Origin of the sequence: Streptomyces griseomycini (assembly GCF_014203535.1) — a bacterium.
In the GTDB taxonomy this organism is placed as follows: Bacteria; Actinomycetota; Actinomycetes; order Streptomycetales; family Streptomycetaceae; genus Streptomyces; species Streptomyces griseomycini.
In genome coordinates, this window is record NZ_JACHJI010000001.1 from 702,643 (window position 1) to 718,817 (window position 16,175).

At 76.9% G+C, this 16,175-nt stretch carries 13 protein-coding genes; 12 read left to right on the forward strand and 1 reads right to left on the reverse strand.

Annotated elements, in window-relative coordinates; all coding sequences use genetic code 11:
- Window positions 1-154: 154 nt before the first annotated feature.
- From FHS37_RS03245 to FHS37_RS03285, 9 genes are read left to right on the forward strand one after another with little or no spacing between them, the layout of a single operon-like run.
- Complete coding sequence (locus FHS37_RS03245; RefSeq protein WP_184817465.1) at window positions 155-1,306, forward strand: glycosyltransferase family 4 protein; 1,152 nt, start codon at window positions 155-157, stop codon at window positions 1,304-1,306.
- Complete coding sequence (locus FHS37_RS03250) at window positions 1,303-2,079, forward strand: class I SAM-dependent methyltransferase (protein ID WP_229889696.1); 777 nt, start codon at window positions 1,303-1,305, stop codon at window positions 2,077-2,079. Before FHS37_RS03245 ends, FHS37_RS03250 begins: the two co-directional genes overlap by 4 nt.
- Complete coding sequence (locus FHS37_RS03255) at window positions 2,076-6,479, forward strand: alpha-(1->3)-arabinofuranosyltransferase domain-containing protein (RefSeq protein ID WP_229889725.1); 4,404 nt, start codon at window positions 2,076-2,078, stop codon at window positions 6,477-6,479. Before FHS37_RS03250 ends, FHS37_RS03255 begins: the two co-directional genes overlap by 4 nt.
- Window positions 6,476-7,732 carry a condensation protein gene (locus FHS37_RS03260; protein WP_184817466.1) on the forward strand — a complete coding sequence of 419 codons (1,257 nt, stop codon included), beginning with the start codon at window positions 6,476-6,478 and terminating at the stop codon, window positions 7,730-7,732. Before FHS37_RS03255 ends, FHS37_RS03260 begins: the two co-directional genes overlap by 4 nt.
- The gene (locus FHS37_RS03265; protein WP_184817467.1) at window positions 7,733-8,470 is read left to right on the forward strand and encodes a class I SAM-dependent methyltransferase; all 738 of its coding nucleotides are present in this window, start codon (window positions 7,733-7,735) and stop codon (window positions 8,468-8,470) included.
- 15 nt (window positions 8,471-8,485) lie between these two features.
- The gene (locus tag FHS37_RS03270) at window positions 8,486-9,502 is read left to right on the forward strand and encodes a DMT family protein (protein ID WP_184817468.1); all 1,017 of its coding nucleotides are present in this window, start codon (window positions 8,486-8,488) and stop codon (window positions 9,500-9,502) included.
- Complete coding sequence (locus tag FHS37_RS03275; protein WP_184817469.1) at window positions 9,408-9,659, forward strand: Trm112 family protein; 252 nt, start codon at window positions 9,408-9,410, stop codon at window positions 9,657-9,659. The genes FHS37_RS03270 and FHS37_RS03275 overlap by 95 nt, the downstream gene beginning before the upstream one ends.
- Entirely contained in the window at window positions 9,656-10,507 is an 852-nt protein-coding gene (locus FHS37_RS03280) for an FkbM family methyltransferase (RefSeq protein ID WP_229889695.1), read from the forward strand. The genes FHS37_RS03275 and FHS37_RS03280 overlap by 4 nt, the downstream gene beginning before the upstream one ends.
- Entirely contained in the window at window positions 10,473-11,084 is a 612-nt protein-coding gene (locus tag FHS37_RS03285; RefSeq protein WP_184817470.1) for a hypothetical protein, read from the forward strand. Before FHS37_RS03280 ends, FHS37_RS03285 begins: the two co-directional genes overlap by 35 nt.
- Here FHS37_RS03285 and FHS37_RS03290 read toward each other — a convergent pair.
- Window positions 11,062-11,937, reverse strand: coding sequence for an ATP-grasp domain-containing protein (locus FHS37_RS03290; protein ID WP_184817471.1), 876 nt, complete (start codon window positions 11,935-11,937; stop codon window positions 11,062-11,064). The two genes, FHS37_RS03285 and FHS37_RS03290, sit on opposite strands and share 23 nt — an antisense overlap.
- 148 nt (window positions 11,938-12,085) lie before the next feature.
- On the opposite strand from FHS37_RS03290, the gene FHS37_RS03295 reads away from it, so the two are divergent.
- The 3 genes from FHS37_RS03295 (at window position 12,086) to FHS37_RS03305 (ending at window position 16,150) form a co-directional block, all read left to right on the forward strand.
- Window positions 12,086-13,159, forward strand: a complete 1,074-nt coding sequence (locus FHS37_RS03295) for a MerR family transcriptional regulator (RefSeq protein WP_184817472.1) — start codon at window positions 12,086-12,088, stop codon at window positions 13,157-13,159.
- A gap of 194 nt (window positions 13,160-13,353) precedes the next feature.
- Complete coding sequence (locus FHS37_RS03300; RefSeq protein WP_184817473.1) at window positions 13,354-14,811, forward strand: acyl-CoA synthetase; 1,458 nt, start codon at window positions 13,354-13,356, stop codon at window positions 14,809-14,811.
- Window positions 14,804-16,150: a carboxyl transferase domain-containing protein gene (locus FHS37_RS03305; RefSeq protein ID WP_184817474.1), complete on the forward strand. Its 1,347-nt coding sequence runs from the start codon at window positions 14,804-14,806 to the stop codon at window positions 16,148-16,150. Before FHS37_RS03300 ends, FHS37_RS03305 begins: the two co-directional genes overlap by 8 nt.
- The last annotated feature ends 25 nt before the right edge of the window (window positions 16,151-16,175 follow it).

Sequence of the window (16,175 nt, forward strand, 5' to 3'; positions counted from 1 at the left end):
CGGAAATTGTCACGTTCGTGAGTAGCCGTGACGAACGGCTGGGCGAAAACTGTGCAACCCCACCCAAGCACCGTCCGGCCACCCCCGGCCCCGAACCCCACGGCGCCCCAGCGTGCGCTGAACTCCCCACACCCTCAGACGAGTTGGAGCAACGATGCCCCAGCACGTACCGTCCTCCCCGCGCATCGCGCTCCCCGGCGCGCCGCAGCACCCTCCGGCGCTCCCCGCCCATCCCCGCCGGATCGTCTTCCTCGCCCACCGCGACCTGGGCAACCCGTCCGCCGGCGGCTCCGAGCTGCTCGTCGACCGGCTCGCCGACGGCCTGACCCGCCTCGGTCACCAGGTCACCCTGCTGTGCGGGGGTCCCGCGTCCTTCAGGGACTACCGGGTCGTGTCGGCGGGCGGCACGTACGACCACTACCTCCGCGCCCGCTCCGCCTTCGCCCGCCAGGTCGGCGACTGCGACCTGCTGGTCGAGGTGTGCAACGGCATGCCGTACCTGGCCCCGCTGTGGCACCACGGGCCCACCCTGTGCCTGGTCAACCACGTGCACACCGACCTGTGGCCGATGCGCTTCGGCGGGCCGCTGGCCCCGGCCGCGCGGATCGGGCGGAGGCTGGAGCACTGGGCCCTGACCGGTGCGCGCCGGCGCGGGCTGCTGGTCGCCGTCTCCCCGTCGACCGCGCGGGCGCTGCGCGGGATCGGCGTGGCGCGGGAGCGGATCCGGATCGTGCACAACGGCGTGGAGGAACCGGGCCCGCGCACCGCGCGCTCCCCCGAACCGCTGTTCGTGGCCGTGGGCCGGCTCGTCGAGTACAAGCGCGTCGACCTGCTCCTGCGGCTGTGGGAGCGGGTGCGGCCGGTCACCGGCGGCCGGCTGGTGATCGTCGGCGACGGCCCGGAGCGGGACCGGCTGGAGCGCCTGGCCGGTCCGGACGTCGAGTTCACCGGGCACGTGTCCGAGGCGGAGAAGCACCGCCTGCTGTGCGCGGCCTGGCTGCTGCTGCACCCTTCCGCGGTCGAGGGATGGGGCCTGGTCGTCACCGAGGCGGCCGTCCGCCGGACCCCGGCGGTCGCGTTCGACGTCCCCGGTCTGCGGGACTCCGTGGTGGACGGCGTGACCGGTGTGCTGGCGCGGGGCGAGTCCTCGTTCGCGGCGGCCTGGTGCACCCTCGCGCTGTCCGCGCACCGCCGGGAGCGGATGGGCGAGGCGGCCCGCGACCACGCCGCCCGCTTCCGCTGGGACCGCACGGTGCGGCAGTTCCGGGCGGTGGCGGCCGAGGCCGTGAGGGGCCGGCAGCCGTGAGCGCCGGCGGTCTCCCCGGCCGGGCGGGGCCGAGAGCCGGGCGGGGACCGAAGGACCCGTCCCTGCGCAGGTCCCTCGCCCTCTTCCGGGCCTTCCTGCACGAGCGGGACGACCCCGACGCCTGTTACACGCTGCTCGCCCGGGACGCCGCCGACCAGGTCGAGGCGTACGACGGCCCGGTGGCCGGCCGGGTCGTGGTGGACGTCGGCGGCGGCAGCGGCCACTTCACCGAGGAGTTCCGCGCCCGCGGCGCGGACGCCTACCTGTTCGAGCCCGACGTGCGGGAGCTCGCCGAGAAGCCGCCCGAGGGGACGGTGGTCGCGGACGGCTACCTGCTGCCGCTGGCCGACGGGGCCGCGGACGTCACGTTCTCCTCCAACGTCCTGGAGCACGTGGCCGATCCGCAGACCTTCCTCAGCGAGCTGGTCCGGGTGACCCGGCCGGGCGGGCTGATCTACGTGTCGTTCACCAACTGGCTGTCCCCCTGGGGCGGCCACGAGTGGGCCCCGTGGCACTACTTCGGGGCCGAGCGGGCCCGCGCCCGCTACCGGCGCCGCACCGGCGGGCCGGCCAAGCACACGCTCGGCGAGAACCTCTTCCCCGTGCACGTCGGCACCACCCTGCGGCACGTGCGCGCCCGCGACGACGTGCGGATCGTCTCGGCGCGCTCCCGCTACTGGCCGTTCCTCACCGAGGCCGTGGTCAGGGTGCCCGGCCTGCGCGAGTTCGCCACCTGGAACCTCCTCCTCATCCTCCGGCGGTGTCCCGTATGACGACCATGGTCCAGGCTCCTCCTCCGGCAGCCGTCCCGCGCACCGCGCGCTCCGCGGGCCCTCCCGGGGGCCCGCGGTCGCGGCGCTGGCTGCTCGGCTTCTGGGCCGTGGCGCTCGTGCTGTTCCTCGCGGTGCAGCCGGGCCGGCAGACCTTCGACACCAAGCTCGGCGTCACCGTCGACCCCGGCCGGTTCCTCGCCGACCTGGGCCAGTTGTGGCACGACCGGGGGTCGTTCGGCGGGATCTCCGACCAGTACGTCGGCTACCTGTGGCCGATGCTGCCGTTCTACTGGCTGGCCGACCTGGTGCGGCTCCCGGTGTGGCTGGCGGAGCGGCTGTGGATGTCGCTGATCGTGTCGGTCGCGTTCTGGGGCGCGCTGCGCCTGGCGGAGCGGCTGCGCGTGGGCGACGGGGCGTCCCGGCTGCTCGCGGCGGCGGCGTACGCGCTGTGGCCGGTGTTCACGACGGTCGTCGGTTCCACGTCGGCCGCCGCGCTGCCGGGCGCGTTCCTGCCCTGGGTGCTGCTGCCGCTGACGGACGAGCGGTACGCGGCCCGGGTCGCGGCGCTGCGTTCGGCGCTGCTCGTGCCGTTCATGGGCGGGGTCAACGCGGCCTCGACGCTGGCGTCCCTGCTGCCCGTCGGCCTGTACCTGCTCTCCCGCCCGCCGGGGCCCCGGCGGCGCAGGCTGATCGCCTGGTGGACGCCCGCGGTGATCGTGGCGACGGCCTGGTGGTGGATCCCGCTGCTGCTGCTCGGGGCCCACGGCGAGAACTTCCTCCCCTACATCGAGACCGCGCGGACCACGACCGACACCATGGCGGCGACGGAGGCGCTGCGCGGCGCCGGGAACTGGGTGGCGTACCTGCACTTCGGCGAGGCGTGGCTGCCGGCCGGGTGGGCGGTGGCGTCCTCGGTGGTCGTGATCGTCTGCTCGGCGCTCGCGGCCGGACTCGGTCTCGCCGGGATCGCCCGGCGGGACGTGCCGGAGCGGCGCTGGCTGGTGCTGACCGTGCTGGTGACGGCACTGGTGCTGCTCGCCGGGTACGGCGGCGCGTTCGGGGCCCCGTTCCACTCGGTGGTGCAGGACTGGCTGGACGGCTGGGCGGCGCCGTTCCGCAACGTCTACAAGTTCCAGACGGGACTGGCGCTGGCGCTCGTGCTGGGCCTGGCGCACCTCGTGGCGGCGGCCGCCGGGTCGCGCGGAACCGGCCGGGCCCGGGGCCGGCGGTCCGCCCCGCTGATCGCCGCGGTCCTCGTCCTGCCGGGTCTGGTGTGGCCGTACCTCAACGGCTCGCTCCTCGCCCCGGGTTCGTTCCGGGAGATCCCCGAGTACTGGCGGGCCACGGCCGACTGGCTGGAGAAGTACTCCCCCGACGCGCGCGCCCTGGTCGTGCCGGCCACCGCGCACGGCATCCACACCTGGGGCTCGACCATCGACCAGCCGCTGGACGTGGTCGCCGACTCGCGCTGGGCGCAGCGCGACTACGTGCCCTTCGGCACCCCCGGCAACCGGCGCGCCATGGACGCGGTCGAGCAGGCCCTGCTGACCGGCGCCGAGGTGCCGGGCCTCGCCGACTACCTGAGCCGTGCGGGCCTCTTCTACGTGGTCGTCCGCAACGATCTCGACCCGGACCGGATAGGGCACGTGCCGACCACGACGGTCAAGCGCACCCTGGAGCAGTCCGGGTACGAGCGGGTCACCGGTCTCGGCCCGGTGACGACCGGCGGCGTGATCGCGGACGACACCCCGCTCCAGGTCGAGGGCCTGTACCCGCGGCAGCGGGCGGTGGAGATCTACCGTCCGGCCGGCGCGGGCGTGCCGCGGCCCGGACAGGCGGGACTGCTGCCGGTCGCCGACACCGCCGTGGTCTCCGGCGGCCCCGAGGCGCTGCTGCCGCTCGCGGACGGGCTGCGCGGCCGGCCGGCCGTGCTGACCGGCGACGACCACCCCGGGCTCGGCACCCCGCCGGTGCAGGTGACCGGCGACGGGATGCGGCGCGCGGACACCCGGTTCGGCCTGGTCAACGCGAACACCTCGTACACGTACACGCGCGACGAGCGCAACGCGCCGGACGCCGCGCAGGACGCGGGCGAGCCGCCGCACCAGATCCTGCCGGTCGAGGGGCGGGAGCACCAGACGGTGGCCGAGCTGCGCGGCGCCCGCTCGGTGACGGCGTCCTCCTACGGCAACTGGCTTTTCCACCTGCCGCAGTTCGACCCGGTGAACGCCTTCGACGGCGACCCGGGCACCGCGTGGGCGGAGGGATCGGCCGACTCGCCGGACGGGCAGTGGCTGCGCATCGCCTTCGACGGCACCTACGACATGCCGGACTCCCTCGGCGTCACCCCGCTGCCGCAGGACGGCGTGCGGGCGGCGGCGACCCGGGTGCGGGTGGAGACGGAGAACGGGTCCGAGACCGCCTTCCTCCGGGCCAACGGCACCAAGCAGCGGATCGAGGCGCCCGCGGGCCCGACGGGCTGGATGAAGCTGACGATCGTCGACTCGACGGCCGAGCGCGCCGGTCTGGCCGGCGCGGGCTTCTCCGAGATCGACCTGCCCGACGTGCGGGTGACCCGGCTGCTGCGGCTGCCCGCCGACGCGGAGCGGACCACCGCCGCCGCCGAGATCGTCTCCCTGCACCGCGCCGCCGACCCCACGGGCCTGTCCGCCGTGGGCACCGAGGCGGGCCTGCACCGCCGGTTCACCACCGGCTCGGCGGGGACGTACGAGGTGACGGCGAACGCGGTGGCGGTGCCGGGCGAGGCCCTGGACCGGCTGCTGTACGAGGTGGCGCCCGGGCAGCGGAGCCGGATCGTCGCCACCGCCGACTCCACCGCCCGCCTGGGCGCCGGCCTGTCGGCGCGCAACCTCACCGACGGCGACCTGACCACGGCGTGGATCGCGGGCGACCGGCCGACCGTCCACCTGAGCTGGGAGGGCGAGCATCCGGTCGGCGAACTGGTGCTGGCGCCCGCCGGGGGCCTGTCCGCCCGGGCCACCGAGGTGCACATCAGCTCCCCGGACGGCGCGACGATCGCCGGCGTGGACGAGAACGGCTGGGTCCGCTTCCCGCCGATCACCACCGACCGGCTCGACATCACGGTCACCGAGACCGCCCCGCTCACCCTGCACAACCCGGTCGTCGACGAGGACCTGCAGCTGCCGGTGGGCCTCACCGAGGCGTACGTCCCGGCGCTCGACCCGTACCGCACCCCGCAGCCGTCCGGCACCCGGGAGGTCTCGCTGGAGTGCGGGAAGGGACCGGTGCTGGCGGTGGACGGCACGCTGTACGAGACGAGCGTGCGGGGCACGGTACGGGACCTGGTGGAGCGGCGTCCGCTCGAGGTGACGCCCTGCCAGGAGGGCGAGGACGACCGTCGGCTGGAGCTGTCCGCCGGCGACCACCGGGTCGAGGGCGGTGACGCGGGCCCGCTGGCGCTGACCGGCGTGACCCTGACCCGCGGGACCGTGCCGGAGGCGGCGGCCACCGGGCGCCAGCTGAAGGTCCGGGACTGGCTCGGCGACCACCGCGAGGTCACCGTCGGCTCGGGCGCGGCCTCGTACCTGACGACGTACGAGAACCACAACGACGGCTGGAAGGCCACCCTGAACGGCGAGGAGCTCACGCCGCTGCGGCTGGACGGCTGGCAGCAGGGCTGGCGGATCCCGGCGGGCGCGGGCGGCACGGTCGAGCTGTCCTACGGGCCGGCCACGACGTACGACGCCGGACTGATCGGCAGCGGGGCCGGGATCGCGGTGCTGGTCGGGCTGGCGCTGTGGCGCCGGAACGCCGGGAACCCCGACGGTCCGCAGCCGGTTCCGGCACCGCCCGGTCCGTGGCTCGGCACGGTGGCGCTGACGCTGGCCGGCGTGGTGATCGCGGGCTGGTGGGCGCTGCTGGTCCCGGCGCTGGCGCTGGTGGCGTCGCGGCGGCGGACGCTGCTGGTTCCGGTCGCGTTCGGGGCCCTCGCGGGGGCGGGCGTCGCGGCGGCGTCCGGGGCCGGGGAGCCGGTGGGCGCCGGGGCGGGGGCGTACGGGCACGTGGCCCAGCTCCTCGCGCTGCTCGGGTTGTTCGCCGCACTGGTGGGCCTCGGTGCGCGGCGCGAGCGGACGGGGCCGGCTCGGGAGCCGGGCGGGCGTGCGGACGGGCCGGGCGGGCACGGGGACGGGCCGGGCGGGCACGGGGACGGGCCGGGGGCGGCGGTGCCGCCCCCGGTGCCCGCAGCCGCCGGCGGTCCCCACCCGCCGGGGCTGTCGTCCGCCCCCCGCACGCACACCGCACCGCCGCCGCCCGCCTCGGTGCCTCCTCCCGCCCCGCAGCCGCCCCCCGCCTCCGGCCCGTCCGCGCGGCGGTCGCCCAGGACACCGGGTGATCCCGGGAAGGGCGGCCCCGCATGACCGCTCCCCCGCGCATCCCCTTCCCCGTCGTCGACGAGGTGTCCCGGCACTGCCGGCAGGACGCGGAGCCGGAGACCGTCCACATCGAGGCGCACCTGACCGGGCACCTCGACCCCGCCCGTCTGCGCAAGGCGTTCACGGAGGCCCTGCGCCGGCACCCGCGCGTCCTCATGCGCGAGGCCCCGGGCCCCTGGTACCGGCGCCGCTACGAATGGGAGCTGACCGACGAGCCGGACGTGGAGGTGGTGAGCTTCCCGCCCCCGGGGAGGGACGCCCTGGAAGGCGCCCGGACCCGGGCACTGGCCCAGGCGCCCCCGCTCACCGCGTCCCCGCCGGTCCGGCTGGAGGTGGTGGACGGCGGACGGGGGACGGTCCTGGTCCTCACCCTCGACCACACCGCCCTCGACGGCCCCGCCTGCCTCCGTGTCCTGGCCACCGCCGCCGAGATCTACGGCGGCCGGGACAACGCCCCCGCCGCCCCGCCCGTACGCCCGCCCGAGGCTCCGCAGCGCCCGCCGGCCGTGCCCTCCCCCTGGGCGCCGCCCGCCCGGGTGGCCCGCGGCACGCCCGGCGCCCCGGCCGGCAACGACATGCTCGTCGTCGAACTCCCGCTGCCGCACCGGCCGAAGGGCTCCCCCTACACCGTGAACGACCAGCTCATGGTCGCCACGGCCCTGACCGTCGCCCACTGGAACCGGGAGCGCGGCGCCGCCCGCCGGCCCCTGCGCATCACCATGCCGGTGGACGACCGCCCCCGGGACGCGACCATGCCGATCGGCAACGGCACCCGGCTGGTCGAGGTGCCCTTCGCCGCGGACGAGCTGGACACCGCCGACCTGCCCGGGCTGCTGCGCCGCACCGCCCTGCGCACCCGGGCCCTGAAGTCCCTCCCCCGGCCCCAGCTCGGTCACGGCGCCGCCCTGCTCACCGCGCCCTGGGCGCCGGTCGCCTGCCGCGCCGCCCTCACCCGCGCCCTGCGCCGGGCGGCGGCGCCCTGGACGTCGACCACCCTGCTCAGCAACATCGGACGGATCCCGTACCCGCTGGACTTCGGCGAGGAGGCGGGGCGGGCGCACGCCGTGTGGTTCTCGGCGCCGGCCCGGATGCCCCGCGGCCTCACCTTCACCACCGCCTCCACCGCGGGCCGGCTCCACCTCGCCCTGCGCTGGTCCCGCGCGCTGCTCGGCCCCGGCGACGGCGCGCACCTGCGCGACCTCTTCGCGCACCACCTGCACACCACGGAGGTGAGCTGAGTGACGGCCACCGCGCCCCCGCCCCGCGACCTGCGCGACTTCTACGAGAACCCCGCCGTCCCGGTGGCCTCCGGCGCCGCCCGCGGCCGCCGCCAGGCCCGCATGCTGGCCCGGGCGCTCGGCCCGGCCGGCGCCCGGGGCCCGCGGACGGTCCTCGACGTCGGCTGCGGCGACGGCTCCGCCGCGGCCACCGCCGCGCCCTTCCTGCGCGGCCACCGCCTCGTCGGCGTCGACTGGTCCCAGGACGCCCTCGCCCGCGCCCGCACCCGGCTGCCGTACGCGGTGCGCGGCGAACTCACCGGCGGCGGGCTGCCGTTCGCCTCCGCGTCGGCCGACGCGGTCCTCTTCAGCGAGGTCGTCGAGCACCTCGTCGACCCGGACGCGGCGCTCGACGAGATCCGCCGCGTCCTGCGCCCCGGCGGCCACCTGATGCTGTCCACCCCGAACCTGGCCGCCTGGTACAACCGCGTACTGCTGGCGGCCGGGGTGCAGCCGGTGTTCTCCGAGGTCAGTCTGCGCGGCATCCACGGCCGGCCGGGCAGGGAGGTCGTCGGCCACCTGCGGCTGTACACGGCCCGCGCGCTGCGGGAGTTCGTCGCCGCGTCCGGTTTCACCGTCGTACGCCTCGAGGGCGCCCCCTTCCACGGGGTGCCGCGCCCGCTGCGGCCGCTGGACCGGCTGGCCTGCGCCGCCCCCTCCCTCGCGTCGATCCTGCTGCTGCACGCACGGAAGACGTGAGGGGGGACGGGGGGCATGTGGTGGGGAGTGGCCGCCGCCCTGTCGGCGAACGTCCTCTACAGCGGCGGGTTCGTCCTGGAGAAGCGGGCACTCGCCGCCCTGCCCGAGGTGACGGCGCGCCGGCCCGCGCGGCTGCTGCGGCTGGTGCTCGGCAGCCCGCTGTGGATCGGCGGCGCACTGGCGCTCGCGGCCGGGTTCGCCGCCCAGCTGGTGGTGTACCGCACGCTGCCGATCGCCGCCGCGCAGGGCCTCTTCGTCTCCGGCCTGGTGCTCCTCGTCCTGCTGTCGGCCCGGCTGCTCGGCGAGGAGACCAGCGGCCGCGAGCGGTACGCGCTGGGCGCCATCCTGCTCGCGCTGCTGATGGTGGTGCTGTCGCTGCGCGAGGGCGGCCCGGGCGCCGACACCGTGGGCCGCGCGGCGCCGTACCCGCTGATCCTGCTGGTGTGCGTGCCGTCGCTGGCGACCGGGGTGTGGCTGTACGCGTCCGCCGAGCGCCGGGCCCGCCGCCGCCACCGGATGCCGACGGCGGGCGTCGAGTACGGCGTGGCCGTCGGCCTGCTCTACGGCGTCAGCTCGCTCGCCGTCAAGGGGGTGTCGGGCCTCCTGACCACCGGGGGCGCCGACGGCGCGGTGCCGGCCCTGCTGCGCTCCCCGTACCCGTACCTGCTGCTGTTCACCGGCGCGTTCGGCCTGGTGATGTCGCAGGCGGCGCTCCAGCGCTGCCGGGCCTCGCTGATCGTGCCGGTGTGCACGACCGTCTCCTGTCTGCACGCGGCGGTGCTCGGCACGCCGGCGTTCGGCGAGGAACTCCCCGACGAGCCGCTGCGGCTGGCGCTGCGCGTCGCGGGCACGGTGCTCGCGGTCGCCGTGCTGCTGGCCATGCCGAAGCACGACACCGCCCGCGGACCGGACACCCCACCGAAGGAGTTGACGTCCCGTGAAACCCGACGACCCGCTGCTGCGGATCCTGGCCTGCCCGCTCGACAAGGGCCCGCTGCACCTGCTGGCCCCCGCCCCCGGCGCGGACCCTGAGGAGGCCCTGTACAACCCGCGCCTGCGCCGCCGCTACCCGATCGTCGACGGCGTCCCGCAACTGCTGCCGTCGTCCGGGGAGCAGGTCCCGGAGGAGGAGCACGAGGAGCTGCTGGCCCGCATGTCCCCCGCCTCCTCACCGGGGACGGCGCCGTGACGCCTCCCGCGCGCCCGGCGCCCCGGACCCTGGCCGCCCGCGCGGCGTCCTTCCTGCCCACCCGCGCGGTGGCCGTCGCGGCCCGGGCGGTCTACCCCCGCTTCGAGCCCGAACTGGCCCGGCTCGCCGACCTGTGCCCGCCGGACTGCGACACGGCGGTGGACGTCGGCGGCTGGTACGGCCCGTGGACGCACCGGCTGGCCCGGCGCGCCCGGCACGTGGTGACCGTCGAACCGGTCCCCCACCTGGCGCGGCTGCTCACCGCCACCGCCCCGCCGAACGTCCGGGTGATCCGCGCGGCGGCCTCCGACCGCTCCGGCACGGCCCCGTTGTGGCTGCCGCCGGACGACGACGGCGACCGGGGCGTGTCGTCCCTGGTCCGCCGGGACGTCCACGGCCACGCCCTGGACGTCACCTGCGTCACGCTGGACGGACTCGGCCTGAGGAACGTCGGCTTCGTCAAGATCGACGTGGACGGCAACGAGCCGGCGGTGCTGCGCGGGGCGGCCGGCGTCCTGGCCCGCGACCGCCCGGCCCTGTTCGTGGAGCTGGAGTCCCGCATCCGGCCCGTCGCCCCCGTGGTGACGTACCTGTCCCGCCTCGGCTACGACGGCTGGGTCCTGCCCGCCGACACCTGGGTCCCGCTGTCCCGCTTCCCCCTGGAGGCCCACCAGGCCCGCACCTCCCACGTCGCCGCGCACGGCCTGCTCCGCCGGGTGCTGCCCTCCGGCCGGCTGCGGGGCCCGCGCTACGTCAACTCGGTGCTGTTCCTCCCGGACGGCCGCCGCCCCGGTGGGGCGCGGGTGGACGACGATGGTTCCCATGCCCTCCGCGAAACCCCCCGCTAGTCCGTTCACCGCGCTCGACCTCCAGCTGGTCCTGCTGCGCCGCATGGCCGACTTCAACCCCGGTCCGGTGGAGGACGCCCGGCGCGCGCTGGGCGCCTCCCCCGCCCGGATGCGCGAGGCCAACAAGCGCTGGCAGGCGATGGTCCGCTCCCCGCGCTCCCGCCCGGCCCTGTCCCGGTACCGCTCCGTCCTCGGCGAGCCGGAGTCCCGGGCCCCGCGCCGGGTCGGCGACCTCGACTGCGAGGCGTGGCAGTGGCCGGTCCCGCTCTGGCCCGACCTGCGCTTCGAGGTCCTGACCGGTCCCGGGGGCGCCGTCTGGAACGAGTGGCTGGTCCGCGCGCCGGGTGCCGCGCCCCCCGCCCTGCGCACGCTGGAGGACCTGACGCCCTGGTCCTGCACGGTCGACGAGGCCGCCCGCGCCTTCCCCCCGGCCCGCCCCCTGGAGGGCACGGCCCCCACGCGCCGGGGCCTCGCCCTCACCGCGCCGGACGCCCGCGGCGCGCGTCATGAGGTGGTCGCGGAGTTCACCTGGGGACTGCTGCAGCGGACGGCGGTCAGCGGGCCGCCGCGGCCCTGAGGACCTCCTCCACCACGCGCTCCACGGACCCCGGGTGCAGCGACAGGAACAGGTTCGGCTCGACCAGCTCCAGCTCCATCACCCGCGGCCGGCCGTCCTCGCCGTCCACCAGGTCGACGCGCGCGTAGAGCAGCTCGGGCGCCCCCGGGACGGCGTCCAGCGCCCGCTCGGCGACGGCGAGTTCGGCGGCGCTCGGCGTCCAGGGGGTCAGTCCGGGGTGGGCCGCCTTGCGCTCGTCGTAGGGCGTGCCGGGCATGAGCACCGCCTGTTTGCGGCTGGCGTGCAGCAGGCGCCCGCCGAAGAACTGCAGCGCCCGCTCACCGGCGGTGTCGACGGCGCCCATGTACGGCTGCACCATCGCCGTGAGCCCCTCGGCGTGCATCCGCCGCAGGTGCCGTACGGCCGTGTCGTGCTCCCCGGGCGTGTAGCGGGCGGCGTACCGGGCGCCGGCTCCGGAGGCCGGCTTGACGACGTACTCGTGGTCGGCCGGGAGGTCGGCCGGGTCCCCCGGGGCCAGGTAGCGGGTGGGGACGACCGGCACACCGGCCGCCGCGAGGTCCCCGAGGTAGCGCTTGTCGGTGTTCCAGCGCACCACGTCCGCCGGGTTGGCCAGCCGCGTGGCCTTGCCGCACCGCTCGGCCCACGCGGTGAACTCGGCGGCCCGCCAGCTGTAGTCCCAGGTCGAGCGGATCACGGCGAGGTCGAAGCCGCTCCAGTCGGCCTCCCCGTGGTCCCACGCCACGGCGGACGCCTCGGCCCCGGCCTCCCGGAGCGCCCGCACCAGGACCGGCAGGTCCCGGTCCTCGGCCACCTCGGGTCCGGGCCGGCAGGTGACGAGCGCGATGCGGGGCACGGCGGGCTCCTCCACGTACGGGCAAGTGATCGACCGGCAGGCTAGCAACCGTCCCGGGAACCGGGACAGCCCGCTTGACCTTCACCTTCGGTGAAGCCCCAGCATCGGTGGCGGAACGCGGGGCGACCACGAGGCGTACGGGGGATCCATGGAGATGCTGACGATCGGCGCGTTCGCGAGGGCGTGCCGGCTGTCCCCGAAGGCGCTGCGCCTGTACGACGAGCTGGGCCTGCTGCGGCCCGCCCGGGTGGACCCGGACACCGGCTACCGCTACTACGCGGCCGGGCAGCTGGAGCGGGCCCGGCTGGTGGCGTGGCTGCGGCGGCTGGGCATGCCGCTGGCGGAGATCCGCCGCGTCTGCGCCCTCGGGTCCGGGGCCGCAGCCGGGGAGATCCGGGCGTACTGGGCCCGGGTGGAGGCGGAGACGGCCGTGCGCCGGGACCTCGCCGCGTTCCTGGTCGACCACCTGACGCAAGAGCCGAGAAGGGACACCACCGTGAACACGCTGGAGCTGCGCCACCACGCCCACTCCGACCGGGGCCGCGTCCGCCCCGCCAACCAGGACACGGCCTACGCGGGCGGCCGGCTGCTGGCCGTGGCCGACGGCTTCGGCCCGGCGGGCGCGCCGGCGAGCACCGCGGCGGTGGAGGCGCTGCGGTTCCTGGACACGCGGGAGACACCGGCGGGCGGTGTCCTCAACCTGCTGGAGGACGCGGTCCGGGGCGCGGCGCAGGCGGTGCGCGACGCGGCGGACGGCACGGAGGAGGCGGGCACCACGCTGACCGCCCTCGTGTGGACGGGATCCCGCCTGGCGCTCGTCCACATCGGCGACTCGCGGGCGTACCTCCTGCGCGACGGCGAGCTGTTCCGCATCACCCACGACCACACCGTGGTCCAGTCGATGCTCGACGAGGGCCGCCTGACCCCGGAGGAGGCCGTCTCCCACCCCCAGCGCACCCTCCTCCTGAAGGCCCTCACCGGCGCCGCGGCGACGCCCGCGTCCCCCGACCTCCGCCTGCACGACGCCCACCCCGGCGACCGCTACCTGCTCTGCTCCGACGGCCTCCCGGCCGTCGTCCCCGACGACACGATCCGGCGCCTGCTCGCCACCGCCCCGGCCCCGGACGCGGCGGTCCACACCCTGATCGCCGCGGCCAACGGGGCGGGCGGCCCGGACAACGTCAGCTGCGTGGTGGCCGACGTGGTGGAGACGGCGGCCTGATCCGCGGCGGGACCGGCGCCGTGCCGCTGAACGGACGCGGCCGGGGGGCGCTCGGGAAGGGTCCGGCCACGCCCGTGGGGACCCGCCGTCCCGGCGGTGGTGTGGACGGTGACGGCCGGGAGGGGCTTGGGTAGGACATCCAGGCACCGACCACACCACCCCTCACCGGCCACGACACCCAAGGAGTACGCCCCGTGCCCTCCCTCTTCCCGGCCCTGACCGACGGCCCGGCCGCCGACCGGCCCGCCCTGCGGTTCGGCGAGCGCTCACTGACCTACGGGGAGCTCGCCGCGGCGGCCGGCGCGGTGGCCGCCGGGCTCGGGCGGGCGCGCCGGGTCGCCGTGTGGGCCGCGCCGGCGCCGGAGACCGCGGTCGCGGTCACCGCGGCGCTGCTCGCCGGAGTGGCCGTCGTGCCGCTCAACCCCGGGTCGGGCGGGAAGGAGCTCGGCCACATCCTGTCCGACAGCGCCCCGGACCTCGTCCTCGCCGGGCCCGGCGAGGAGCTGCCCGCCCCGCTGGGGGCCCTGCCCCGCCTCGACGTGGATCCGGCGGCCGGGGCCCCGGGGGCGCTCCCCGACGACCGCGCGCGGGACGAGGGCGATCCGGCGCTGATCGTCTACACCTCCGGCACCACCGGCCCGCCCAAGGGCGCCGTCCTCCCTCGCCGCGCCCTCGCCGCGACGCTGGACGCGCTCGCCGACGCCTGGGGGTGGACCGGCGAGGACGTCCTGGTGCACGGGCTGCCGCTGTTCCACGTGCACGGGCTCGTCCTCGGCACGCTCGGCCCGCTGCGCCGCGGCGGATCGGTGCGTCACCTCGGCCGGTTCACCACCGGGGGCGTGGCGCGCGAGCTGAACGACGGGGCGACCATGCTGTTCGGCGTGCCGACGATGTACCACCGGATCGCGGAGGCGCTGCCCGCCGATCCGGAGCTGGTCAGGGCGCTGGCCGGGGCGCGGCTGCTGGTGTCGGGTTCCGCCGCGCTGCCGGTGCACGACCACGAGCGGATCACGGCGGCGACCGGGCGCCGCGTCGTCGAGCGGTACGGCATGACGGAGACGCTGATGAACACCAGTGTCCGCGCGGACGGCGAGGCCCGCCCGGGCACGGTGGGCGTGCCGCTGCCGGGCGTGGAGCTGCGGCTGGTGGAGGAGGACGGTTCCCCGGTGGCGGCGTACGACGGCGAGACCGTCGGCGAGATCCAGGTGCGCGGGCCGAACCTGTTCACCGCGTACCTGAACCGGCCGGACGCCACGGCCGCGGCGTTCACCGCCGACGGCTGGTTCCGCACCGGCGACATGGCGGTGCGCGATCCCGACGGCCACGTCCGGATCGTCGGCCGCAAGGCCACCGACCTGATCAAGAGCGGGGGTTACAAGATCGGCGCGGGGGAGGTCGAGAACGCGCTGCTGGAGCATCCGGGCGTGCGGGAGGCCGCGGTCACCGGGGAGCCGGACGCCGACCTCGGCGAGCGGATCGTGGCGTGGGTGGTTCCGGCGGATCCGCAGGCCCCGCCCGGCCTGGAGGAGTTGGCCGGGCACGTCGCCCGCCGTCTCGCCCCGCACAAGCGGCCGCGCGTCGTGCACCACCTCGACGCCCTCCCCCGCAACGACATGGGCAAGATCATGAAGCGGGCGCTGCGCCGTGGCTGACCCGGCCGGGCGCCTCTCCGCCCGCGAGGCCGTCGCCCTGGTCGCCGACGACTTCGACGAACTCACCCACCGGGGGCGGGAATCGGCCCCGGACGGCCCCCTCGCCTGGCCCGGTTACGGCGCCGCCCGCGCCCGCGCCGCCGAGCGCACCGGCGAGCAGGAGTCCGTGGTCTGCGGCACCGCCCGCGTCGGGGGCACCCGGGCCGTGCTCGTCGCGTTCGAGTTCGGCTTCCTCGGCGGCTCGCTCGGCGTGCGCACCGGTGACCGTCTGGAGGCGGCGTACGCCTACGCCCGCGAGCACCGCCTGCCGGTCGTCCCGCTGGTCGCCACCGGCGGCAGCCGGATGCAGGAGGGCATGCTCGCCCTGACCCAGCTCCAGCGCGTGGCCCGCGCGTCGGCGCTCACCCGGCGGGCGGGGCTGCCGCAGGTCGCGGTGGTGCGGGATCCGACGACCGGCGGCGGCTGGGCCACCCTGGGCGCGGGCGCCGACGTGGTCCTCGCCCTGCCCGGGGCCCAGGTCGGCTTCGCCGGCTCCCGGGTGCGGCCGGCGGACGCGGACCCGGCGGCGTACACGGCCGAGGCGCAGGTGGCGGCGGGGGCGGCGGACGCGGTGGTGCGGCCGGAGGCGCTGCGGGAGACCCTGGGGCGCTGGCTGCGGCTGCTGACCCGCCCGTCGACCGCGCCGGCCCCGCCGCCCGGGCCGCTGGGCGCCCGCGACCTGCCGGCCACCGGCTGGGACGCCGTCCGGCGCGCCCGGTCACCGCAGCGCCTCCGCGCCGGCGCCTACCTGGACGCCTACTTCGCCCACCGCGTGGCGATCGGCGGCGACCGCTGCGGCGGCACCGACCCCGACGGCATGCTCTGCGGCTTCGGCGAGCGCGAGGGCCGTACGGTCGCCTACGCGGCGCAGACCGGGGCGGCGACCCGTCCCGCCGGGTACCGCACCGCCGCCCGGCTGGTCCGGCTCGCGGACCGGCTCGGCATCCCGGTGCTGACCCTGGTGGACACGCCGGGCGCGGCCAACGACGCGGAGGCGGAGCGGCAGGGGGCGGGAGCGGCGATCGCCGATCTGTTCGACGCGGTGGCCGCCGCCCGCACCCCGGTCACCACGCTCGTGATCGGCGAGGGCGGTTCGGGCGGCGCGCTGGCCCTGGCGGCTCCCGGCAACACCTGGGCCACCGCGGACAGTTACTTCTCGGTCATCGCACCGGAGCTCGCGGCGGCGATCCTCAAGCGCTCCCCGGCGGAGGTGGAGGCCACGGCCGACCGACTCCGCGTGCGTCCGCAGGACCTGGTGGAGCTGGGGGTCGTCCGGGGCGTCGTCGGGTCCGGAACCTGATCCGGACAGGGGAGCACGCGTTCCA